Source organism: Pseudomonas putida, from assembly GCF_028682475.1.
In the GTDB taxonomy this organism is placed as follows: domain Bacteria; phylum Pseudomonadota; class Gammaproteobacteria; order Pseudomonadales; family Pseudomonadaceae; genus Aquipseudomonas; species Aquipseudomonas putida_AG.
The window spans coordinates 126,848-148,144 of sequence record NZ_JANHLE010000002.1 but is presented as its reverse complement, the minus strand read 5'-3'; the positions used below and the strand labels follow the sequence as shown (position 1 = coordinate 148,144).

The 21,297-nt window shown below is 63.2% G+C and carries 19 protein-coding genes; 6 read left to right on the top strand and 13 right to left on the bottom strand.

Going from position 1 to position 21,297, the window contains the following annotated elements; translation table 11 throughout:
• Positions 1 to 64 precede the first annotated feature (64 nt).
• From mnmC to NPS47_RS02725, 5 genes are all read left to right on the top strand, one after another.
• Positions 65 to 2,056, top strand: coding sequence for a bifunctional tRNA (5-methylaminomethyl-2-thiouridine)(34)-methyltransferase MnmD/FAD-dependent 5-carboxymethylaminomethyl-2-thiouridine(34) oxidoreductase MnmC (gene mnmC, locus NPS47_RS02745; protein WP_274293581.1), 1,992 nt, complete (start codon positions 65 to 67; stop codon positions 2,054 to 2,056).
• A gap of 103 nt (positions 2,057 to 2,159) precedes the next feature.
• Entirely contained in the window at positions 2,160 to 3,947 is a 1,788-nt protein-coding gene (locus tag NPS47_RS02740; protein ID WP_274293580.1) for an N-acetylglutaminylglutamine amidotransferase, read from the top strand.
• A 3-nt stretch (positions 3,948 to 3,950) separates the two neighbouring features.
• Positions 3,951 to 5,696: an N-acetylglutaminylglutamine synthetase gene (gene ngg / locus NPS47_RS02735; RefSeq protein WP_274293579.1), complete on the top strand. Its 1,746-nt coding sequence runs from the start codon at positions 3,951 to 3,953 to the stop codon at positions 5,694 to 5,696.
• 14 nt (positions 5,697 to 5,710) lie between these two features.
• The gene (locus tag NPS47_RS02730) at positions 5,711 to 6,895 is read left to right on the top strand and encodes an osmoprotectant NAGGN system M42 family peptidase (RefSeq protein ID WP_274293578.1); all 1,185 of its coding nucleotides are present in this window, start codon (positions 5,711 to 5,713) and stop codon (positions 6,893 to 6,895) included.
• A 66-nt stretch (positions 6,896 to 6,961) separates the two neighbouring features.
• Complete coding sequence (locus NPS47_RS02725; protein WP_028943652.1) at positions 6,962 to 7,189, top strand: YheU family protein; 228 nt, start codon at positions 6,962 to 6,964, stop codon at positions 7,187 to 7,189.
• On the opposite strand, the gene csrA is transcribed toward NPS47_RS02725, so the two are convergent.
• From csrA to NPS47_RS02710, 3 genes are all read right to left on the bottom strand, one after another.
• Positions 7,190 to 7,372 carry a carbon storage regulator CsrA gene (gene csrA, locus NPS47_RS02720; protein WP_274293577.1) on the bottom strand — a complete coding sequence of 61 codons (183 nt, stop codon included), beginning with the start codon at positions 7,370 to 7,372 and terminating at the stop codon, positions 7,190 to 7,192. It lies immediately after the preceding gene.
• Between the two features lie 135 nt (positions 7,373 to 7,507).
• Positions 7,508 to 7,840 (bottom strand): YnfA family protein, encoded by a 333-nt coding sequence (locus tag NPS47_RS02715; RefSeq protein ID WP_274293576.1) that lies wholly within the window; start codon positions 7,838 to 7,840, stop codon positions 7,508 to 7,510.
• Positions 7,841 to 7,892: 52 nt separating this feature from the next.
• A complete protein-coding gene (locus tag NPS47_RS02710) occupies positions 7,893 to 8,705 on the bottom strand; it encodes an SDR family oxidoreductase (RefSeq protein WP_274293575.1) in 813 nt (270 codons plus the stop codon).
• A 218-nt stretch (positions 8,706 to 8,923) separates the two neighbouring features.
• Here NPS47_RS02710 and NPS47_RS02705 point away from each other — a divergent pair, with 218 nt between their 5' ends.
• The gene (locus NPS47_RS02705; RefSeq protein WP_013971433.1) at positions 8,924 to 9,076 is read left to right on the top strand and encodes a DUF3309 family protein; all 153 of its coding nucleotides are present in this window, start codon (positions 8,924 to 8,926) and stop codon (positions 9,074 to 9,076) included.
• On the opposite strand, the gene NPS47_RS02700 is transcribed toward NPS47_RS02705, so the two are convergent.
• The 10 genes from NPS47_RS02700 to NPS47_RS02655 form a co-directional block, all read right to left on the bottom strand.
• Complete coding sequence (locus tag NPS47_RS02700; protein WP_274293717.1) at positions 9,062 to 9,793, bottom strand: response regulator; 732 nt, start codon at positions 9,791 to 9,793, stop codon at positions 9,062 to 9,064. The two genes, NPS47_RS02705 and NPS47_RS02700, sit on opposite strands and share 15 nt — an antisense overlap.
• Positions 9,783 to 12,266, bottom strand: coding sequence for a transporter substrate-binding domain-containing protein (locus NPS47_RS02695; RefSeq protein WP_274293574.1), 2,484 nt, complete (start codon positions 12,264 to 12,266; stop codon positions 9,783 to 9,785). The genes NPS47_RS02700 and NPS47_RS02695 overlap by 11 nt, the downstream gene beginning before the upstream one ends.
• 13 nt (positions 12,267 to 12,279) lie before the next feature.
• Entirely contained in the window at positions 12,280 to 12,906 is a 627-nt protein-coding gene (locus tag NPS47_RS02690; RefSeq protein ID WP_274293573.1) for a response regulator transcription factor, read from the bottom strand.
• A 29-nt stretch (positions 12,907 to 12,935) separates the two neighbouring features.
• Positions 12,936 to 13,934 carry a hypothetical protein gene (locus NPS47_RS02685; RefSeq protein ID WP_274293572.1) on the bottom strand — a complete coding sequence of 333 codons (999 nt, stop codon included), beginning with the start codon at positions 13,932 to 13,934 and terminating at the stop codon, positions 12,936 to 12,938.
• Between the two features lie 188 nt (positions 13,935 to 14,122).
• On the bottom strand, positions 14,123 to 14,857 hold the full coding sequence (locus NPS47_RS02680; protein ID WP_274293571.1) for a molecular chaperone: 735 nt from the start codon (positions 14,855 to 14,857) through the stop codon (positions 14,123 to 14,125).
• Between the two features lie 148 nt (positions 14,858 to 15,005).
• Positions 15,006 to 17,513 carry a TcfC E-set like domain-containing protein gene (locus tag NPS47_RS02675; RefSeq protein WP_274293570.1) on the bottom strand — a complete coding sequence of 836 codons (2,508 nt, stop codon included), beginning with the start codon at positions 17,511 to 17,513 and terminating at the stop codon, positions 15,006 to 15,008.
• Between the two features lie 95 nt (positions 17,514 to 17,608).
• Complete coding sequence (locus NPS47_RS02670) at positions 17,609 to 18,088, bottom strand: CS1 type fimbrial major subunit (RefSeq protein ID WP_274293569.1); 480 nt, start codon at positions 18,086 to 18,088, stop codon at positions 17,609 to 17,611.
• Positions 18,089 to 18,278: 190 nt separating this feature from the next.
• Positions 18,279 to 19,937 (bottom strand): cation acetate symporter, encoded by a 1,659-nt coding sequence (locus NPS47_RS02665; RefSeq protein WP_274293568.1) that lies wholly within the window; start codon positions 19,935 to 19,937, stop codon positions 18,279 to 18,281.
• Positions 19,934 to 20,245, bottom strand: coding sequence for a DUF485 domain-containing protein (locus NPS47_RS02660; RefSeq protein ID WP_038608249.1), 312 nt, complete (start codon positions 20,243 to 20,245; stop codon positions 19,934 to 19,936). The genes NPS47_RS02665 and NPS47_RS02660 overlap by 4 nt, the downstream gene beginning before the upstream one ends.
• Before the next feature lie 192 nt (positions 20,246 to 20,437).
• Positions 20,438 to 21,286 (bottom strand): glycine betaine ABC transporter substrate-binding protein, encoded by an 849-nt coding sequence (locus NPS47_RS02655; protein WP_274293567.1) that lies wholly within the window; start codon positions 21,284 to 21,286, stop codon positions 20,438 to 20,440.
• Positions 21,287 to 21,297 lie beyond the last annotated feature (11 nt).

Sequence of the window (21,297 nt, the reverse complement as noted above, 5' to 3'; positions counted from 1 at the left end):
GCGGATCCGGGTAGACTTTGTCCGGGTAAGCTAAAATGCCGCTCTAGACCTGCCTGAGCCGACCATGACCGAAGTTACCCACTACGCCCAGATCGACTGGGACGACCAGGGCCGCCCCCACTCACGCCAGTTCGATGACATTTATTTCTCCAAGGACCAGAGCCTGGAGGAGACCCGTCATGTGTTCATCGACCAGAACGACCTGCGCCAGCGCTTCGGCGCGATGCAGCCCGACCAGTGCCTGGTGATCGGTGAAACCGGTTTCGGCACCGGGCTGAACTTCTTCTGTGCCTGGCAGCTGTTCAGCGAGTGCGCCGCTCCTGCCGCCCGCCTGCATTTCGTCAGCGTCGAAAAGTACCCGCTCAGCCACGCCGACCTGAGCCGCGCCCTGGCCCTGTGGCCGGAACTGGCGCCGTTCAGCACGCCGTTGCTGGCGCAGTACGTGGCGGTGCACGAAGGCTTTCAGAGTTTTGTCTTCGATCGCGGCCGGGTGCGCTTGACCCTGATGATCGGCGATGTCCTGGAGCAGTTGCCGCAACTGGATGCTGAGGTCGACGCCTGGTTCCTCGACGGCTTCGCCCCGGCGAAGAATCCGCAGATGTGGACCCCGGAACTGTTCACCCAGATCGGTCGCCTGTCGGCCGCCAATGCCACCTTGGGTACTTTCACCAGCACCGGCTGGGTGCGTCGCGGCCTGATCGCCGTGGGCTACGAGATGAAGCGCATCCCCGGGATCGGCAAAAAGTGGGAAGTATTGCGCGGGGTCTTTCGCGGCAGGCCTGAAGCACTTGATCCACCGGCCGCGGCTGCGCCCTGGTTCGCCCGCCCCGCCGCCCTGCCCGGCCCGCGCCAGGCGTTGGTGATCGGCGCTGGCCTGGCCGGTTGCGCCACTGCCGCGAGCCTTGCCGCGCGCGGCTGGCAGGTCAGTGTGCTGGAGCGTCATGCCACCCCGGCAGCCGAGGCCTCGGGCAACCCGCAAGGGGTGCTCTACCTCAAGCTTTCCGCCCATGGCACGGCCTTGTCACGCCTGATCCTCAGCGGTTTCGGCTATACCCGGCGCCTGCTCGAAAGCCTGCAACGCGGCCGTGACTGGGACGGTTGCGGCGTCTTGCAACTGGCCTTCGACACCAAAGAAGAACAGCGCCAGGCATTGCTGGCCAACGCCTTCAACCCGCAGCTGCTCACGCCCCTGGACCGAGACCAGGCGCAAGCGCTGGCCGGCGTGAGCCTGGCCAGCGGCGGTCTGTACTACCCGGAAGCGGGCTGGGTGCATCCGCCAGCGTTGTGCCAGGCACAGCTGCAACACCCGAACATCACTTTGCTGACGCACCATCAGGTGCTGCAACTGCGCAAGGTCGATGGCCTTTGGCAGGCGTGGGAAAGCGAAAAGTTCCTCGCCAGTGCGCCACTGGTGGTGCTGGCCACCGCCGCCGAGATCCAGCGTTTCGAGCCCTGCGCCAGCCTGCCGCTCAAGCGCATCCGCGGGCAGATCACCCGCCTGCCCGCTACCGCGCAAAGCCAGGCACTGAATACCGTGGTCTGCGCCGACGGCTACGTCGCGCCTTCGCGGGGTGGCGAACACACCCTGGGCGCCAGTTTCGACTTTCACAGCATCGACCTGACCCCGACCACCGGTGAGCACATCGGCAACCTGCGTTTGCTGGAGGAAATCTCCGGCGACCTGGCCGAGCGTCTCGGCGCCCACCAGATCGACCCGCACACCCTCGAGGGTCGCGCAGCCTTTCGTTGCACCAGCCCCGACTACCTGCCCATCGTCGGCCCGCTCGCCGACCAGCAGGCGTTCAACCAGCACTATGCGGTGCTGGCCAAGGACGCCCGCCAGGTGCCCGACACGCCCTGCCCCTGGCTTGAAGGCCTGTACGTCAACAGCGGTCATGGCTCGCGCGGGCTGATTACCGCGCCGTTGTCAGGCGAATTGATCGCCGCCTGGGTCGACAACGCACCGCTGCCGGTGCCGCGCAGTGTCGCCGAAGCCTGTCATCCGAATCGCTTCATGCTGCGCGAACTGATTCGCGGCAAGGGCAAGCAAGGCTGAGCGCTTATAACCGATCGATCTAAAACTCTCGCTATCCGCACCGGTCAGTTTCAATGTGCCCGGGTTCGGGCACCTTCCCCAACGGCAAAACCGGTAAGGACTTATGTGCGGATTAGCTGGAGAGTTTCGTTTCACCCCTGTTGCCCACCCACCACGCCCGGCGGACCTCGCCGCGGTCGAGCGGATTACCCACCACCTGGCACCTCGCGGCCCCGATGCCTGGGGCTTTCATAGCCAGGGCCCGATTGCCCTGGGCCATCGCCGGCTGAAGATCATGGATTTGTCCGACGGCTCGGCGCAGCCGATGGTCGATAATCAGTTGGGCCTGTCGCTGGCCTTCAATGGCGCCATCTACAACTTCCCGGAACTGCGCAGCGAACTGGAAAGCCTGGGCTACGCCTTCTATTCCGGCGGCGACACCGAAGTGCTGCTCAAGGGCTATCACGCCTGGGGCGCCGAGCTGCTGCCGCGCCTGAACGGCATGTTTGCCCTGGCGATCTGGGAGCGTGACACACAGCAGCTGTTCCTCGCCCGCGATCGTCTCGGGGTCAAGCCGCTGTACCTGTCGCGCACCGGCGAGCGCCTGCGCTTTGCCTCCAGCCTGCCGGCGTTGTTGCAGGGCGGCGACATCAATCCGATGCTCGACCCGGTGGCGCTCAACCACTACCTCAACTTTCATGCGGTGGTACCCGCACCGCGCACCCTGCTGGCCAATATCGAAAAACTGCCACCGGCCACCTGGATGCGTGTCGATGCCCAGGGCCGTGTTGAACAGCAGGTCTGGTGGCAGTTGCACTATGGCCCGCGCAGCGACGAGCAGCAGTTGAGCCTGGAAGACTGGCGCGACCGGGTCCTGGCCAGTACCCGTGAAGCCGTTGCGATTCGCCATCGGGCGGCAGTGGATGTCGGCGTGCTGCTGTCGGGCGGGGTCGATTCCAGCCTGCTGGTCGGGTTATTGCGCGAAGTTGGCGTCGAAGACCTGTCGACCTTCTCCATCGGTTTTGAAGACGCCGGTGGCGAGCGCGGCGACGAGTTCCAGTATTCCGACCTGATCGCCCGCCACTACGGCACCCGCCATCACCAGTTGCGCATCGACGAGCGGGAAATCATCGAGCAGCTGCCCGCGGCGTTTCACGCCATGAGCGAGCCGATGGTCAGTCACGACTGCATCGCCTTTTACCTGTTGTCACGGGAAGTGGCCAAACACTGCAAGGTGGTGCAGAGCGGCCAGGGCGCCGACGAACTGTTCGCCGGCTATCACTGGTACCCGCAGGTCGACGGTGCTCAACAGCCTTATAGCGCTTACCGCAACGCCTTCTTCGACCGCAGCTTCGACGACTACGCCGCCACGGTGCAGCAGCCATGGCGCCTCGGTCACGATGCCGCTGGTGACTTTGTCCGCCAACATTTCGCCCAACCCGGCGCCAGTGCTGCGGTGGACAAGGCCCTGCGCCTGGACAGTACGGTGATGCTGGTCGATGACCCGGTCAAACGGGTCGACAACATGACCATGGCCTGGGGCCTGGAAGCGCGAACGCCGTTTCTCGACTACCGCCTGGTGGAACTGTCGGCCCGCATTCCCGCGCGCTTCAAGCTACCCGACGGCGGCAAGCAGGTGCTCAAGGAAGCGGCGCGCCTGGTGATTCCCAGTGAGGTCATCGACCGCAAGAAAGGCTACTTCCCGGTCCCCGGCCTCAAGCACCTGCAAGGCGCCACCCTGGACTGGGTGCGTGAGCTGCTGCTGGACCCGAGCCAGGACCGCGGCCTGTTCGAACCGGCCGCCCTTGACCGCCTGCTCAGCGATCCGCATGGCCAGCTGACGCCGCTGCGAGGCTCGAAGCTCTGGCAACTGGCAGCCTTGAACCTGTGGCTCAGCGAACAAGGAATCTGACCGATGAAAGCCCACCCCTCCCCTTATGGCCAGCGCCTGCTGCGCGGCCAGATGCCGTCCTATGCGCGCTTGCAGGCGCAACTGGCCGGCGATGGCAGCGAGCCCCACGACCAGCCGCGCGCATTGCACTGTGGCTGGGGGCGCCTGCTGATCGGCCACACCTACCCGGATCCGGCCAGCCTGGCCAATGCCTTGCAAGACGAGAACCCCGGCGAGCGCGATATCGCCTTGTACGTCGCCGCCCCCCAGCAGGTACTGGCCCAGGCGCCGCAACAGCTGTTTCTCGATCCCTCCGACACCTTGCGCCTGTGGTTCACCGACTACCGCCCGGCGCAGCGCGTGTTTCGCGGCTTTCGTATCCGCCGTGCGCAGAGCGACAGCGACTGGCAGGCCATCAATGCCTTGTACCTGGCCCGCGGCATGCTCGCCATCGACCCGGCATTATTGACCCCGCGTCACCTCGGTGGCCCGGTGTTCTGGCTAGCCGAAGATGAAGACAGTGGCGCGGTGATCGGCAGCGTCATGGGCCTCAATCATCTCAAAGCCTTCACCGACCCTGAGCATGGCAGCAGCCTCTGGTGCCTGGCGGTGGACCCGCAGTGCACCCGACCCGGTGTCGGCGAGGTGCTGGTGCGTCACCTGATCGAGCATTTCATGAGCCGCGGCCTGAGCTGCCTCGACCTCTCGGTGCTGCACGACAACCGCCAGGCCAAGCGGCTCTATGCCAAGCTGGGTTTTCGCACCCTGCCGACCTTCGCGATCAAGCGCAAAAACGCCATCAACCAGCCGCTGTTCCTCGGCCCGAGCCCCGAGACCGGGCTTAACCCCTATGCCCGGATCATCGTCGAAGAAGCCTACCGGCGCGGTATCGACGTGCAGGTCGATGACGCCGATGCCGGCCTGTTCACCCTCAGCCTCGGTGGTCGGCGGGTGCGCTGCCGCGAATCGTTGAGTGACCTTGCCAGCGCCGTGAGCATGACCCTGTGCCAGGACAAGAGCCTGACCCACAAGGTGCTGAAGGACGCTGGCCTGCAATTGCCGGCACAACAACTGGCCGGCAATGCCGATGACAACCTGGCCTTTCTCGAGGACCACGGTGCAGTAGTGGTCAAGCCGCTGGACGGCGAACAAGGCCAGGGCGTGGCGGTAAACCTGACCAGACTGGACGCGATCAACCAGGCCATAGAAAACGCCCGGCGCTTCGATAGCCGGGTATTGCTGGAGAGTTTCCACGAGGGCCTGGACCTGCGCATCGTGGTGATTGGCTTTGAAGTGGTGGCGGCCGCCATTCGCCATCCGGCACAGATTATCGGCGACGGCCAGCATGCCGTCGGCTGCCTGATCGAAGCACAAAGCCGCCGACGCCAGGCCGCCACCGCTGGCGAAAGCCGCATTCCCCTGGATGCAGAAACCCAACGCACCCTGCACGCCGCGGGCGTCGACTACGACACCGTGCTGCCGGCCGGTCAGCCCCTGGTGGTGCGCCGCACCGCCAACCTGCACACCGGCGGCTGCCTGGAAGATGTCACCGAGCGTTTGCACCCGGTGCTGGCCGAGGCAGCGATCCGCGCGGCCCGCGCCCTGGATATCCCGGTGGTCGGCCTCGACCTGATGGTCCGCTCCGCCGATCAACCCGAGCACGTGTTCATCGAAGCCAACGAACGCGTCGGGCTGGCCAACCACGAACCGCAACCCACTGCCGAACGCTTCGTCGACCTGCTGTTTCCCCACAGCCGCTCGACGCTTTGAGCACAGGAGGCCGCATGTCTGCACCACTCCCGCAACCTGACCTCAACTACCTGCAGAAAGTCTTGCTGGAGATGCTCGCCATCCCCAGCCCGACCGGCTTTACCGATACCATCGTGCGCTATGTCGCCGAGCGCCTGGAAGAGCTTGGCATTCCCTTCGAACTGACCCGCCGTGGCACCATCCGCGCTACCCTCAAGGGCCGCAAGAGTTCCCCGGACCGTGCCGTTTCCGCACACCTGGACACCATCGGTGCCAGCGTGCGCGCCCTCCAGGACAACGGCCGCCTGGCGCTGGCGCCGGTGGGCTGCTGGTCCAGCCGCTTTGCCGAGGGCAGCCGGGTCAGCGTGTTCACCGACACGGGCGTGCTGCGCGGTAGCGTCCTGCCGTTGATGGCCAGCGGTCATGCCTTCAACACCGCCATCGACCAGTTGCCGGTCAGTTGGGAACACATCGAACTGCGCCTGGATGCTTACTGCGCCACCCGCGCCGACTGCCAGACCCTGGGTGTGGATATCGGAGACTTTGTCGCCTTCGATCCGCTGCCGGAATTCACCGAAAGCGGCCATATCAGCGCCCGTCACCTGGATGACAAGGCGGGCGTTGCGGCGCTGCTGGCCTCGCTCAAGGCCGTGGTCGACAGCGGCGCACAGCCGTTGATCGACTGCCATCCGCTGTTCACCATCACCGAAGAGACCGGCTCCGGTGCTGCCGCGGCGCTGCCCTGGGATGTCAGTGAGTTCGTCGGTATCGACATCGCCCCGGTCGCCCCCGGTCAGCACTCCAGCGAGCATGCGGTCAGCGTGGCCATGCAGGACTCGGCCGGGCCCTATGACTATCACCTGTCACGCCACTTGCTGAAACTGGCGCGCGAACATGACCTGCCCGCACGCCGTGACCTGTTTCGCTACTACTTCAGCGATGCCCACTCGGCGATCACCGCCGGTCACGACATTCGCACAGCGCTGCTGGCCTTTGGTTGCGATGCCACCCACGGTTATGAGCGCACCCACATCGACAGCCTGGCAGCACTCAGTCGCCTGCTGACCGCCTACCTGCTCAGCCCGCCGGTGTTTGCCAGCGATTCACAAGCGACCGGCAGCTCGCTGGAAAGCTTCAGCCACCAGCTGGAACATGACACGCAAATGGAAAGCGATACCCGGGTGCCCGCGGTCGACAGCCTGATCGGCAACAAGCACTAGTGCCTACACAGTCAGGACAGGTTTCGCGTAGCATAGGTACACACTTCGCCAAACCTGTACTGATTGATGCTGATTCCTTACGAACAACTGGAAGCCGAAACCCTCACCCGCTTGATCGAGGATTTCGTCACCCGCGACGGCACCGACAACGGCGACGACACCCCGCTGGAAACCCGCGTGCTACGCGTGCGCCAAGCCCTGGCGAAAAAGCAGGCGTTCATTCTGTTCGACCTCGAAAGCCAGCAATGCCAACTGCTGGCCAAGCACGACGTACCGAAAGAACTGTTCGACTGATCAGCCCGCATCCTTGGCGGCCTGTTCGACAATGCGCCGATAGACTTCTGCCCTGTGCACTTCGATTTCGCGAGGTGCGCTGATACCGAAGCGCACGGTATTGCCCTCCACCGAAAGCACCCTGACCTTAATGTGCTCATCAATGGCGATGACTTCTCCTACTTCGCGTCCTATTACCAACATGCTCCGATCCTCCACAACGCTGAGAATTCGGAGACTGCACGGGGTGTCAGAGCGCAGCAATGCTCCGTCAGTAAAATAGACCGATCCCACTAAAATCGACGAATTTGCCTACAGATTTTCGTCGTTTTCGCTTGTTCAGGTGCTCTGCAACCGCGGCCCCAGGATGATGATGCTGGCCCCCAGCACACAGAGCAGCGCGCCGATCCAGTCGCTGCCCAGCGGTCGTGCGCGTTCGACCAGCGCCAGCCACAGCAACGAGGTGACGATGTAGATGCCGCCATAGGCGGCGTAGGCGCGCCCGGCATAGGCGGCCTCGACACGGGTCAGGATCAGCGCGAACAGGGTCAGGCTGAGCAGTGCCGGGGCAATCCACCAGCCGCTCTTGCCCAGCCGCAACCACATGTAAAAGGCATAGCAACCAGCGATCTCGAAGACCGCCGCAAGGAAAAACCACAGGTAATTGATCACACCAAGGAGCCCGTTCCGGTTGAAAACGGGGCCAAGGATAGCGGATCGACGCCTACAGCGTCGGTTTCGCCTTGGCCCGCATTTTCTCGGCCATAGTCGCCATCTCGTCGTAGATCAGCTGCGGGTTGCGTTGTTTGAGCTGCCAGGCCTCACGCCCCTGCTCATGGGGCAGGATCAGGAATTGACCGTCGGCGACCTGCTGGAAGATATACCCGGCAATATCGGCGGCGCTGATCGGCGAGCTTTCCAGCAGCTTGCCGACCTGGGCTTTCATCGCCGGGGTCGGCCCGCGGAACGAGTCCAGCAGATTGGTCTGGAAGAACGACGGGCACACCACATGCACAGCCACCTGCTGTTGACGCAATTCGATCAACAGGCTTTCCGAAAGGGCCAGCACCCCCGCCTTGGCGACGTTGTAGTTGCTCATCGCCGGCCCTTGCATCAAGGCCGCCATCGAGGCGATGTTGATGATCCGCCCCTTGCTGCGCTCAAGCATCGGCAGGAAGGCTTTGCAGCCCTTGACCACGCCCATCAGGTTGATCGACAGCTGCCACTCCCAGTCTTCCAGCGACAGCTCGCTGAAGAAACCGCCGGAGGCCACACCGGCATTGTTGACGATCACATCGATGCCGCCGAATTTCTCCTCGCAGGCCTGGGCCAGGGCGGTCAGTTGACTGTAGTCGCGCACGTCGCAGCGCTGCACGAATCCTTCGCCGCCCGCCTCGCGCACCAGGGCCAGGGTGTCGCGCAGGCCTGCTTCATTGACGTCAGCCAGGGCCAGGCGCCAGCCCTCGCGGGCCCAACGCAGGGCGATCTCGCGGCCGAGCCCCGAACCGGCTCCGGTAATCATGATGCGGTTGTGCATGGTGGCGCGCCTTGTTCTGCCAGTGGATATGAACGGCAGAATAACCGAGCACAGACCGGGCACGGACACCAATCAGGGTGCTGAATGGGCAGGCATGCGGCACATGCCGGTAGGCGGTGCCAAAAACAAGAAATTGAATTTTTTCACCGTTACACCGGTCGCAACTGTAAGCGGCCAGCATTGGGGCCCTTATCCTCGAACCACTCAAGGATTCAACCATGACCACGATCCTCATCATCATCCTGATCCTGCTGCTGATCGGTGGCTTGCCGGTCTTTCCCCACTCGCGCAGCTGGGGCTACGGCCCTTCCGGCATTATCGGCGTGGTATTGGTCGTCCTGCTCGTGTTGCTACTGCTAGGGATGATATGAATCGGGCGGATCCGTTGCGATCCGCTCGGCCAGCTGCATGTCCAGACGTTGCAAGGCTTGGCGCAGCGCCTGGACATCGCGGCGCAGGTGCGAGGCCTCGAACGGTCTGGATTCGCAGGTGAGTTCCACTTGCTGGCAGGCCCTGATCACGCCTTCGGCCCGGGCAATCCTCGCGCCACCCTTGATCCGATGCGCCAGCTCCGCAAGTGCCGGTGGGTCATTGTCCAGCGCTTCCAGGCGTCGCAAGTCTTCCTGGTTGCTGCTGCGCAGATCGGCAAGCAGCGCCTTGAACGCCGTCTGGTCACCGCCGACCAGACGCAGAAGATGGCGCAGGTCCAGGAGCGGCGTAACATCCTCGGGCATTGCTGCAGACGGGTACAGCGCCCGCACCAGCGCATCCAGCCCAAGCGGCTTGAACAGGCAGTCATCCATGCCAACGGCAAGGCAGCGCTGGCGCTCGCTTTCCAGCGCATTGGCAGTCAGGCCGATGAGCCGGCACGCCGGCCTGCGGCGGCGCCGTTCATGCAAACGGATCGCGCGCGCCAGGGCGTGACCGTTCAGGCGCGGCATGTTGCAGTCACTGATCACCACATCAATCTGCTCCTTCAGCCACAGCCGCAAGCCCTGGGCACCGTCTTCGGCGACCCGGGCCTGGTGTCCCAGGTACTCCAGCTGCTGCGCCAGCAACAGGCGATTGGGCGGGTAATCATCGACCACCAGCACCCGCAGGCGCACACCCGTCGAAACCACCTGCGTTGCTCGCAGCGACTGTGCCTGGTGCTCGGCCGGCAGGCGCGCCAGGTCGAGGAGGATCTCCACCCGTGTGCCGTGGCCCAGCACACTGTGCATCGCCATCCGCCCCCCCCATCATTTCGCACAGACTTCGGCTGATGCCCAGGCCCAGCCCGGTGCTGCTGCGCGGCGACTGGCGCTGGTTACTGGCCTGGCGAAAAGGCTGGCCGAGCCCGGCCAGCTCGGCGGCGGCAATGCCAATGCCGGTGTCCTCGACCTGTAACTCGACGGACAATCGCTCGCCAACGGCCTGCGCCCGCAAACTGACGCGTACATGTCCCTGGCAAGTGAACTTGACGGCATTGCTCAGCAGATTGGCCAGTACCTGCTTGAAACGCACAGGGTCGAGCATCACCTCGGTATCCACCGCGCCCTCAGCATCCAGGCGCAGCGTCAGGCCCTTGCTACGGGCCTGCTGTTCAAACAACTGCACTACCCGCGCCACTTGCTCACGCAGACGCACCCGCTGGGGTGCCAGCTGCAACTGGCCGGCCTCGATGCGGGTGATGTCGAGAACATCGCCGATCAACTCCAGCAGGCCACCCGCAGCATCGGCCGCCACCTCGATCGCCAGGTGATCGAGTACCCCCTGCTCGGCCTTGCGCTGAGCCAGTTCAAGCATACCCAGCACGGCATGCAACGGGGTGCGGATCTCGTGGCTCATGGTGGTAAGAAACTGCGTCTTGGCCTGGTTGGCCGTATCAGCCTCAGCCTTGGTGCGGCGTAACTCGACCTGCAGCCGACGCAGGTAGCGGATCCACAGCGAGGCCAGGAGCAGCAGTGCCAGCACCACAGCGAAACCCAGCAGAATCCGCTGGCGGTAGCGCGGCCAGTCGCTATCGGCAACGATCATCGGATTGCGCCAGCGCCGCACCAGCGCGTCGGTCTCACGTGGGGCGAGGCTGAGCAGGGCCTTGTTGAGAATCGACTGCAGTTCGGGCGTTCCACGGCTGCTGGCCAGGGCAAAGTGCGCCGGTGGCAAGGCCAGACTGGCACTGACTTTCAAGCGACCAGGGAACCCGCGGGCGATCAGCGGGCGGGCGGCGTCGAGGGTCAAGACGGTGGCGGCCGCCTCGCCGCGGGCTACCGCCTTCAGGGCGGCCACCGGGCCAGGCACATGCAATTGCTGGATCTGTGGATAGCGCTGGCGCACAAGCTCGGCCAAGGCACTGCCATTGACCAACGCCAGCTTGCGGCCCTGCAACTGTGCCAGGCTGGTGGGTGCATGAGCTTCATCCCGACTGACCAGCACTCTCGAGGCACTGAGGTAAGCACGGCTGAACAGCAACTGCTGCTCACGCAGCGGGCTGTGAGGCAGGCCGGCGATCACTTGGGCCTTGCCCTGCTGCAGTTGCGCGATCATCCGCTCGACACTGCCACCGGCGCGCACCTCGAACTGCAGGCCGGTGCGCCGGGCAATCAGTTGCAGGACATCCAGGCTCAACCCGCGCAACTGGGCCTTGCCATCGCGAAAGCTCAGGGGCAGCAACTGTTCGTCGACCAGCACCGTCACCGTCGGATTTTCGCGCAGCCAACGATGCTCGGCGACACTGAACTGCAGAGGCTCGGGCTTGTGCCCGGCGCCGGCCATCGGGCTCCAGCGCTCGCCGATCCGCGCCTGCTGGCGCTCGGTCAGGCTGGCCAGCGCCGCATCCACCAGGCGCGGCAACGGTCCGTCGCTTTCGCGCATGGCAAAGCCTATGCCTTGCGTTGGCAAGGCGGCATCGCCGATTTCCTCGACCGCCCCCAACTGGCTACGGCCCAGCACGTAGCGACTGCCCAAGGCATTGCCGAGGAAGACATCGGCGTGACCAAGCGACACGGCAGCCAGGGCACTGAAGCGCGACGGATGCAGTTGCAGGCGGGCCCGCGGAAAGTGCTCACGCAACGTCTCGACGGAACGGTAGCCTTCGACCATCGCCAGCCTGAAATCATCCTCGCGCCCGATACGCGCGGCCCCTTCCTCCTGAGCAATCAGCACCGGACGATCCTCGGCGTAGGCCCGCGACAGGCGCAAACCAGTCTCCCGAGCCTGTTGCCCGGACACCGAACCAATCAGGTCGATCGCCCCCTCGTGCAAGGCCGCCACCGCCTCGGCGAAAGAGGCATAGGCACGCACCTCGACCTGCAGGTGCAATTGTTCGGCGATCAGCCCGGCATAGTCGGCGGTGAGGCCCTCGAACACCTGGCCGGTGCCGAGAATGTCGAACGGCGGATTGTCCCGCTCCATCACCCCCAGGCGCAGTTGCCGCCGCTCCCACAACCAGCGCAGTTCGGCACCGTCCGGCTCCGGTCGGGGGCTGTCGAGCGTAGCCCGTGAGTGCAGGGTCGGCGCAGCCTGGGCTGGCGCCGGCACCAGGCAGCACAACAGTGCCAGCAACAGGACACGCGTCAACACGAACCGACGCGGCTTATATGAGCAGGTTGCGGCGAGCGAGGTCAGCCAGGTCAACCAACGAACTTACCCTGAGTTTTTCCAGCAGGCGGCTCTTGTAGGTGCTGATGGTCTTGTTGCTCAACAACATGATTTCGCCGATGGCTTTATTGCTCAGGCCCCGCGCCAGGTGCTGCAGGACCATCAGCTCGCGGTCGCTGAGGCGGGCGATGCAGTGCGCCTCGCTGGCGCGCAGGTCCTGGTGATGCACCGAGCTCAGGGTCACGTCGGGAAAGTAGGTGTAGCCGGACATCACCGCATGCACCGCCTTGCACAGCTCGCCGAGGTCGTCGGTTTTCGACACGTAGCCCACCGCTCCGGCCTGCATGCAGCGCAGTGAATAAGCTTCAGCCAGCTGTGAAGTCAGCACCAGGGCCTTGGCCGGACGCGGCATGGCCCTGATCCTGGCGATGACTTCGAGGCCGTCCAGCTTGGGCATGGCGATATCGAGGATGATCAGATCCGGCGTCTGCTCACGCGCCAGGTGCAGTGCGTCGATGCCATTGTCGGCCTGGCCGACCACCTCCAGCTGCTCCTGGCGCAGCAGCATGCAAACCGTGGAACGGATGAAGGGGTGGTCGTCGACCACGACAGCTTTGAACATGATCCATCCTCACTAGAAATTGCGCCTTCTTACGGTTCTGCGTCGAAGATCACGGTGACCTTGCCGCTGTACAGCTCACCGCCACGCTCGAGCATGGGGCGCAGATCATCCTGGGCCACTTCGAAATGCAGTTGGCTCGGTCCATTGACCGTTGGCAGTATCGACTGGAGCTCCAACGCTGCAGCCTGCCCGGTCGGCAACGCCATCTTGTTGACCGTCTGCCAGCCTTGGTAACGAATGCCATAGGGCAGCGTAATCGCCACCTTCAGCGCAACCTCTTCGCCGCGGCGGTTACGAATGCCGCAGCCATCGCCAACGTCGTATTCGCACTGTTTGTAGACCTTGAACGGCCCGGTCGACCACAGGCGCATCGACAGGTCGCTGGAGAGCCGTGGTGGAACCCGCCCACCGTCGAGCCAGGCAGACCAGCCACCCGGCGGATCCAGCACGGCGCGATCGAAACCGAGGGGGAAATCCAGGAGGAAACTGTGCTGGACGTCCAGGACGATATTGACTGTGACACTGTTGCCGTTCAGCGCGGTGACGTTGTTACCGAAGTCGAAGTCGCCACCTGCGCCCAGGGTGTAGGTGACGCTGCCACGGTAGACTCCAGGCTTGACCCTGTGCGTCGGCGGTAACCCGAGGGTGTAGACAACACTCAGTTCCGAGGTGGTTACAGTTTCCTGCTGGCCCCAAAAAGCCGATGTAGCTCGAGTCGCGCAATCCCCCGGAGTAATGGGAAACTGCCAGCGCGTGAGGAATTCATTCTGCGACAGCCACATTCCGTTCTGAACCTGGCAGTTGCCCCCCATCCGGTTACTGTTGGCGGCAGGGTTACGTTCTCTGCGAGGGCTGGCAACCCGCTGTGAAATGGCAGTGAAATTGAGCTGCAGCTGATAGGCTTCGCCGGTTTGCTCGTGGTAGACATCCACCTGCCGCCGCTCCGGCACCCTGACGTAGAAATTCTCACGCGGCTCGGTCGCCACCTCGGTAAGTTTGGTGTAAGTAACAGGCAGGGTGACCGTCAACCTGTTCGTACACATTGACGGTAAGAACGAGCAGACGGAGGCCGGAGGCGTGGTGTGCTCGAATTTTGCCGAGCTCTCTCCGCGATACTGCGCGCTGAGCGTAACTTCGAGTGCTTGAGCCACTGGCGCGATGAGCACGAGCAGGCCTGCCAGCCATAGAGGGCGACAGCGCAAGGCTACGACCCGATTCATCCTTGCACCGTCATATGCCGGCGCTGCTCGCCTTCCTGTAGCTCGAACTGGAACACCCGGCCCTGCCCGCCCTCGAACTGGCGCGTGCGCCCCGGCAGCAAGTGCTGCTTGGTGGCCGGATCGCACTGCTCGTTCGCCGCCTGGCAAACGCGCAAGTGATCGAGTACCACCGTGCTGTTGCCATGATTGACCACCGTCAGCTTGCCGCCCTCGCCCTGAGTACTGGTCGCATAGCGGGTGTCAGCGGGCCGCACAAACAGCAACGAACCGTAGCCGGCCAGCAGGCTGACCCCGGCCTTGAGGCTTTCACGGTAGGCGTCGGCCTGGGCCTCATCGACGGCGAAACCGTCATTGGCCTCTGGCAGCACCGGGATGAAACGCACGCGAAAGTACCGCTCGCGCTCACGCTCGCCACGGTACAAGAGCCGCACCGATTGCAGACCACGCGCCGGTACGATCAAGCGGGCCGGGCTGACCACCAAACCGCGTTCCTCCAGCGGCAGCGATTCAAGGCCGATCTCGCGGGCCTTGCCGTGCTCGTCATACACCAGCTCGGCGACACTGATCTTGACGAAGGCGGTCGTGTCGCCGCCGTTGCGCACACGCTTGAGCAGGGTGCTCTTGCCACTGTCGATGTAATCGTACAAGCCGCCGATATTCAACTCCGGCGCTGCCTGCAGCGGCAGGGGCAACAGTAACGCCAGCACCATGCAATACAGACTTCTATTCATCCTGAGCTCCGTATTTTTCCCGTAATAACCAAACAGTATTACTTCTCGAAAGCACGCCAAAAGCCGGCCTTTCATTCCAGTACGCGTCCTAAGCCAATCAAGGAAATGTCGTACAGCTTTCTTCCCCAAAACGCCTCTTGTCGCCTGCTCACGAGCCACCTCCACTACTGGATGTATCAGCGTCAGCCAGGCTTTCCGACCGGCAGCGCTGGTCACCTGCCATCAGCACATCGTTTTCCCGAATCAGCTGTTCAGGCCTCAGACTGAGCAGGCAGCTGGTGCGGCCAGCCAGGCGCACTTCGAGCACTGGCGTCGACTCGCTCATCTCTACGGTGAAATAGCCGTCGGCCTCTGTGACGCTGCGACTGGCGTGGTTGATCAGCTGGGCGCCGCTCAGGCCCTTGCCGTTTTCATCCAGCAAGCGCCCCAGCACCGTGACCGTGCGCATTACCCGCAACTGGCGGTACTCGATGCCGCCGCGGTTGAGGTGGTACTCGAAGCCGTTGGGCTGGATGACTGCGGACGGCGCGTGACTGTCGCGGAAATCGACCTGTACCTGCCCGGGCCTGTAGGCCACCACCGGCAGTACGTTGCGCCCCGGACGCAAGCTCGCACTCATGCCCTGGAAGTCGTCGGCGCGCAGTTCAAGTCCGTCGATATCGGATTCCACGTCGACGATCAGCCCCGCCTCGTGAGCGAGGAACTGCCCGCTGGCCGCCAGCTTGCCCGCGCCGAGGGCAAGCACGCTCTGCAGGTTGAGACCGGCGCTGAGCTCGCCGTTGTAGGACGAGGTCTGGGCGTAGGCATCGCCATTGAGCTGGCGGCTCTGGAATTGCGCGTTGCCCCCGATGCCTGTGCCATAGCGGTCCACGCTGGCAATGGCGCCCAGGGTGCGCAAGGCGCCGTAATCGACATCGTGCTGGTAGGCGAGCGAAACATTCTGGTCGCGCCCACCGTCGCGCGAGGTACGGCTGCCCAGAGTAGCGGCCATGCGTCGGCCAGGGCTGCCCAGGCTCATGCTCAAGCTCAGATTGACACCGCGATTGCGGGCCTCGCCGGTGCTGGCGCTACCGGGGCGGTCGAACACCGAGAAGCGCCAGTTGGCGTCCGAGCCTGCCAGCTTGCCGAACTGCGTCCAGCCAAGGTCCACGCCCAAGCCGTTGGCCGCTCCGGTGCTGTGCGACAGGCGCAACGTAGCGGTGCTGCGCGAGGTCAAGCGCTGACTCAGCGACAGTGAGGACTGGCTGACCTCCTCCTGGCGCGCCAGCGGGCCACGCACATTGTGGCTGGGACGGGTCCAGGTGCGGCTGTGACTGAGCACCATCGAGCCTGTGTCATGGCTGTAGATAGCCTGCAGGTCATAGCCGTCACCCAGGTCCGCGGTCTGGTTGAGGTTGGCGTAGAACTTCAGCCGGTCGCGCACCTCCCAGTCCAGGGAAGTGGCGTACTGCATGGCCTCGTCGACATGCTGGGCCGACACGCCCAGCACCGCGCGCGGGTGCAGCAAGTAGTTGAGCATGGCGCCGCCGCTGAAGCTGTCGTCGTACGTGTCGTCCCAGTTGCTCAAGGCGCTGGTCTGCTGGCCGGCAAACAGGTTGTAACGCCAGCGGCTCTGGCTGTTGCCCCAGTTCGAGGGTTTGTAGATGAAGGCTTCGTTGCGCGAGGTTTCCTGGCCATCTTCGATCAGGCGTACTTCGACCTGGTAAATACCGCCCGGCAGTACGCGGGTGTCGAGGGTTTGCAAACCTGGCTGGACCGGCTGGCTGTTGATCAATACACCGTTGCGGTAGATCTCGGCGATGCCCTGGCGGTTGGGCGTGACATAGACCGGCGTGGTGCTGGGCTGGCCACTGTCGACCAGCAAGCTGTCGCTGCTGCCAAGCATCAGGCCAAGGGTGGTGTCGGGGCTGTTGCCGAGCAGACGCGGCTGGCGGGTCAGCCCCTGGGCGCTGGGGGTGAAATAGCCCAGGCGGTAGAAGTGTTCATCGACCAGGCGCTCGGCGTAGAGCTGGTCGAGGCGGTAGCGGGTGCCCTCGCTCTGATCGCTACCACGATCGAACTGGGCCTCGGTCATGGTCGTCCAGTTACCCAGACTGCCCTGGCCTTGCACGACATAGCGCCCGCTGGTTTCGCCTTCGTTGCCGACCAGATTGAGCTGGTTGCGCAGCAGCAGGCCGTAGCTGCCGTCTTCGGGCAGGCTGTGGTAAAGGGCTGCCGGGCTGTTGTGTTCAGCATCGAACGTCAGCAAGGAGAGTTGCGAGTTGACCAGGCTGTAGTGGATCGCGCGCAAGCCGTCCGGGCAGTCGGCCTGGCAGTCGCCCAGCTGCCGGCCTTCGGCCAGGCGTGTCTGCCAGCGTCGGCGCACGGCGGCAGGCTCGCGGCTTTCCTGGATATCGGTGAACTCCAATAGCTGTACACGCTCATCCCGGCTCAGTACCACCATGGCATCGCCCAGGTAACGGCCATCGAGCTCGACACGCACGGCCAGCGGTACGTCGAAAAAGTGGGCTTCGAACTCACGGGGCAAGCCCTGAGCCTGGGCAAGCGCCGCCAGTACTGCGGGCTGTTCGTCGGCTGCAGCGGTCCGTGTGTACAGCCCCATAGCGGCCGCCAGCAAGACGCAGCCTGTGGAAACAAAGGAGTGGAATAGGCTCATGACCCTGCCTGCAAGCAATGCCCTCCCCCGCCCGATGACGAACGTCATAGGCAGGGTTGGACAAATGGGGTGAAAGGGCTTGGTTGGCGGGTAGATCAGGGCGCTTCGGTTTCGAACATCATGCTCACCAGGCCCTGATAGTTGCCAGGGGTGAACGCGCCATTGCTGGGCGCCTTGGCGGTGATCACAAAGTCCATGACCGCACCTGGAGCGGCTTGGGCGGCAGTGAGGATTTCGTTGGGCGTGGTTTCGAGATCGGTGGCACCGACCTTGACGTTCAGGTCGATAGCATCCAGGCCGCTGGTGATGACAGGCGCATTCAGCAGGTAGCCGGTGATCGGGCCAATGGTGCTCTTGGCTTGCAGCTGATGACGGATCTCACCAAAGCTGGACTTTATCGGGTTCCAAGGCAGCTCTTGAGGGTCATTCATCCAGTCGCTGCCAACCGGCTCGACATAGAACGCAGCCGTTGGCACAACGGCGGTGACCAGCACTTGCTTTTCGATCGGATCGGCGGCAAAGGCTGAACCGGCGAACAACATGGCCAGGGGAAGGGCGAGTAACGTACGTTTCACGAATGAATTCTCCTTGAGGGTCGATACCTGACCGGTAGTACCCGGTCAGTGAGGAGGATTATTCGTGGTTGGCTCGTTTCGAAGAGTAAGACCGGTCTGAGCGATCTTCGGAAATTTCCTAGCGACAGCAGCAGGCCATAGAAGCAACAACGCCCCGGCTAGCGGGGCGTTGTAGTACTGCGCTCAAGTATCAGTGCGAAACCGCACCGCTGGCACCCAGGCCAGTCTGCGAGCGAACGAACTGCGGGAAGAACAGCGCACGTTCTTCGTCTGCCGCCTTGGACTTGTCAGTGATCGAGAAGAACCAGATCCCTGCGAAGGCAATCAGCATCGAGAACAGCGCCGGGTACTCGTACGGGTAGATCGCTTTTTCGTGACCGAGGATTTGTACCCAGATGGTCGGGCCGAGCACCATCAGCGCCACCGCACTGACCAGCCCCATCCAGCCGCCGATCATGGCGCCACGGGTGGTCAGCTTTTTCCAGTACATCGAGAGCAGCAGTACCGGGAAGTTGCAGCTGGCAGCAATCGAGAACGCCAGGCCGACCATGAAGGCGATGTTCTGGCTTTCGAACAGGATACCCAGACCGATCGCCAGTACTGCCAAGGCAATGGTGGTGATCTTCGAGACGCGGATTTCATCCTTCTCGTTGGCCTTGCCTTTCTTGATCACGCTGGCGTACAGGTCGTGGGACACTGCCGAAGCACCGGCCAGGGTCAAACCGGCCACTACTGCCAGGATGGTCGCGAAGGCTACCGCCGAGATGAAGCCGAGGAACACGCTGCCACCGACGGCGTTGGCCAGGTGCACCGCAGCCATGTTGTTGCCGCCGATCAGGGCGCCAGCAGCGTCCTTGAAGTCAGGGTTGGTGCTGACCAGCAGGATTGCGCCAAAGCCGATGATGAAAGTCAGGATGTAGAAGTAGCCGATGAAACCGGTCGCATACAGCACGCTCTTGCGGGCTTCCTTGGCGTCGCTGACGGTGAAGAAGCGCATCAGGATGTGTGGCAGGCCAGCGGTGCCGAACATCAGTGCCAGACCCAGGGAGAAGGCCGAGATCGGATCCTTGACCAGACCGCCCGGGCTCATGATCGCTTCACCTTTCGGGTGAACATCGATGGCCTGGGAGAACAGCGCGTTGAAGTCGAAGTTGACGTGTTTCATCACCATCAGCGCCATGAAGCTGGCACCGGAAAGCAGCAGTACGGCCTTGATGATCTGTACCCAGGTGGTCGCCAGCATGCCGCCGAACAGCACGTACAGGCACATCAGGATACCGACCAGGATCACCGCGACGTGGTAGTCCAGGCCGAACAGCAGCTGGATCAGCTTACCGGCACCGACCATTTGCGCGATCAGGTAGAACGCCACCACCACCAGCGAGCCCGAGGCAGACAGGGTGCGGATTTCTTTCTGCCCGAGGCGGTACGAGGCGACGTCGGCAAAGGTGTATTTACCCAGGTTGCGCAGGCGTTCGGCGATCAGGAAGAGAATGATCGGCCAGCCGACCAGAAAGCCGATCGAGTAGATCAGGCCGTCGTAGCCGGAGGTGAACACCAGGGCGGAAATCCCCAGGAAGGAAGCGGCCGACATGTAGTCGCCAGCAATCGCCAGGCCGTTCTGGAAACCGGTGATGCGCCCGCCGGCGGCGTAGTAGTCGGAGGCGGAGTTGTTACGTTTGGACGCCCAGTAAGTGATGCACAGGGTGGCACCGACGAAGGCGACGAACATGAGGATCGCCGCTACGTTCAACGGTTGTTTGTGCACCTCGCCGGTGAGGGCGTCGGCGGCCCACACGGCAGGTGCGAAGATGCCGAAGGCCAGGGTTGCCAGAAAACGCCGGATCATTGCTGTGCCTCCTTGAGAATCGCTTTGTTCATCTCATCGAACTCACCGTTGGCGCGACGCACGTAGATCGCAGTCAGCACGAACGCCGAAAGGATCAGACCGACACCGAGGGGAATCCCCCAGGTGATCGACGAGTCAGGGCTGAGCCTGGTACCCAATACATGCGGACCATAGGCGATCAACAGGATGAAAGCGGAGTACAGACCGAGCATGATCGCCGAGAGAATCCAGGCGAAACGTTCGCGTTTTGACACCAGCTCCTTGAACCGCGGGCTGTTTTGTATCGAGAGATAAATGCTGTCGTTCATTGTTTTTGTCCTCGCAGCACAGATTAGGTAGTACGGACTCCACTTTATGCTGCCTTTGGACGCACTCCAGACGACCTTAGTCTTAGATGCAAAACTGTTTTACCGATTCGGTAACAGCCAGAAACGACAAGGGCCGCAGCACCGTTTCTGGTGCTGCGGCCCTGGAAGGTGCCAGATAGAAGCGTTAGGCCATTATTTGGCGGTCCACTCGGCGACGCGCTCAGGGTGTTTGGCTACCCAGTCCTTGGCGGCGGCCTCGGGTTTTGCGCCCTCTTGAATGGCCAACATGACCTCACCGATTTCATCCTTGGACTGCCACTGGAACTTCTTCAGGAAGTCCGCCACCTCTGGCGCCTTGCTTGCCAGTTCCTTGCTGCCGATGCTGTTGACGGTTTCCGCGGCGCCGTACACACCTTTAGGGTCGTCAAGGAACTTGAGTTTCCACTTGGCGAACATCCAGTGCGGCACCCAGCCGGTGACGGCGATCGATTGTTGCTTGGCATAGGCACGGCCCAGTTCCGCAGTCATGGCCGCACCGGAGCTGGCCTGGAGTTTGTAGCCGCTGAGGTCGTAGTCCTTGATCGCCTGATCGGTCTTGAGCATGACCCCGGAGCCGGCGTCGATGCCGACGATCTTGTGCTTGAAGCTGTCGTCGCTCTTGAGGTCGGCCAGGGAGCTGGCCTTGACGTAGTCGGGGACGATCAGGCCGATCTTGGCATCCTTGAAGTTAGGCCCGTAATCGACGACGTTATCTTTGTTCTTGCTCCAGTAATCGCCATGGGTTACCGGTAACCAGGCCGACATCATCGCGTCGAGCTTGCCGGTCGCCACCCCCTGCCACATGATCCCGGTGGCCACGGCCTGCAGTTTGACGTCGTAGCCGAGCTTCTGCCTGATCACTTCGGCCGCCACGTTGGTGGTCGCCACACTGTCGGACCAACCATCGACGTAGCCGATGCTTACTTCCTTGGCCGTCGCCTGCGCAGCGCCGATGGCCATTACCAGGGCGGTGCCCACCCCCAGGAGTCGTCGCATTTTCATCAAAGCTTCCC

What these genes read in the sequence shown, in the direction of transcription:
- NPS47_RS02660 (WP_038608249.1), bottom strand. Translation starts at nt 20,245, where the DNA reads ATGAACGACAGCATTTATCTCTCGATACAAAACAGCCCGCGGTTCAAG.
- NPS47_RS02730 (WP_274293578.1), top strand. Translation starts at nt 5,711, where the DNA reads ATGTCTGCACCACTCCCGCAACCTGACCTCAACTACCTGCAGAAAGTC.
- NPS47_RS02740 (WP_274293580.1), top strand. Translation starts at nt 2,160, where the DNA reads ATGTGCGGATTAGCTGGAGAGTTTCGTTTCACCCCTGTTGCCCACCCA.
- ngg (WP_274293579.1), top strand. Translation starts at nt 3,951, where the DNA reads ATGAAAGCCCACCCCTCCCCTTATGGCCAGCGCCTGCTGCGCGGCCAG.
- NPS47_RS02690 (WP_274293573.1), bottom strand. Translation starts at nt 12,906, where the DNA reads ATGTTCAAAGCTGTCGTGGTCGACGACCACCCCTTCATCCGTTCCACG.
- NPS47_RS02665 (WP_274293568.1), bottom strand. Translation starts at nt 19,937, where the DNA reads ATGATCCGGCGTTTTCTGGCAACCCTGGCCTTCGGCATCTTCGCACCT.
- NPS47_RS02710 (WP_274293575.1), bottom strand. Translation starts at nt 8,705, where the DNA reads ATGCACAACCGCATCATGATTACCGGAGCCGGTTCGGGGCTCGGCCGC.
- mnmC (WP_274293581.1), top strand. Translation starts at nt 65, where the DNA reads ATGACCGAAGTTACCCACTACGCCCAGATCGACTGGGACGACCAGGGC.
- NPS47_RS02680 (WP_274293571.1), bottom strand. Translation starts at nt 14,857, where the DNA reads ATGAATAGAAGTCTGTATTGCATGGTGCTGGCGTTACTGTTGCCCCTG.
- NPS47_RS02725 (WP_028943652.1), top strand. Translation starts at nt 6,962, where the DNA reads ATGCTGATTCCTTACGAACAACTGGAAGCCGAAACCCTCACCCGCTTG.
- NPS47_RS02655 (WP_274293567.1), bottom strand. Translation starts at nt 21,286, where the DNA reads ATGAAAATGCGACGACTCCTGGGGGTGGGCACCGCCCTGGTAATGGCC.
- NPS47_RS02705 (WP_013971433.1), top strand. Translation starts at nt 8,924, where the DNA reads ATGACCACGATCCTCATCATCATCCTGATCCTGCTGCTGATCGGTGGC.
- csrA (WP_274293577.1), bottom strand. Translation starts at nt 7,372, where the DNA reads ATGTTGGTAATAGGACGCGAAGTAGGAGAAGTCATCGCCATTGATGAG.
- NPS47_RS02675 (WP_274293570.1), bottom strand. Translation starts at nt 17,513, where the DNA reads ATGAGCCTATTCCACTCCTTTGTTTCCACAGGCTGCGTCTTGCTGGCG.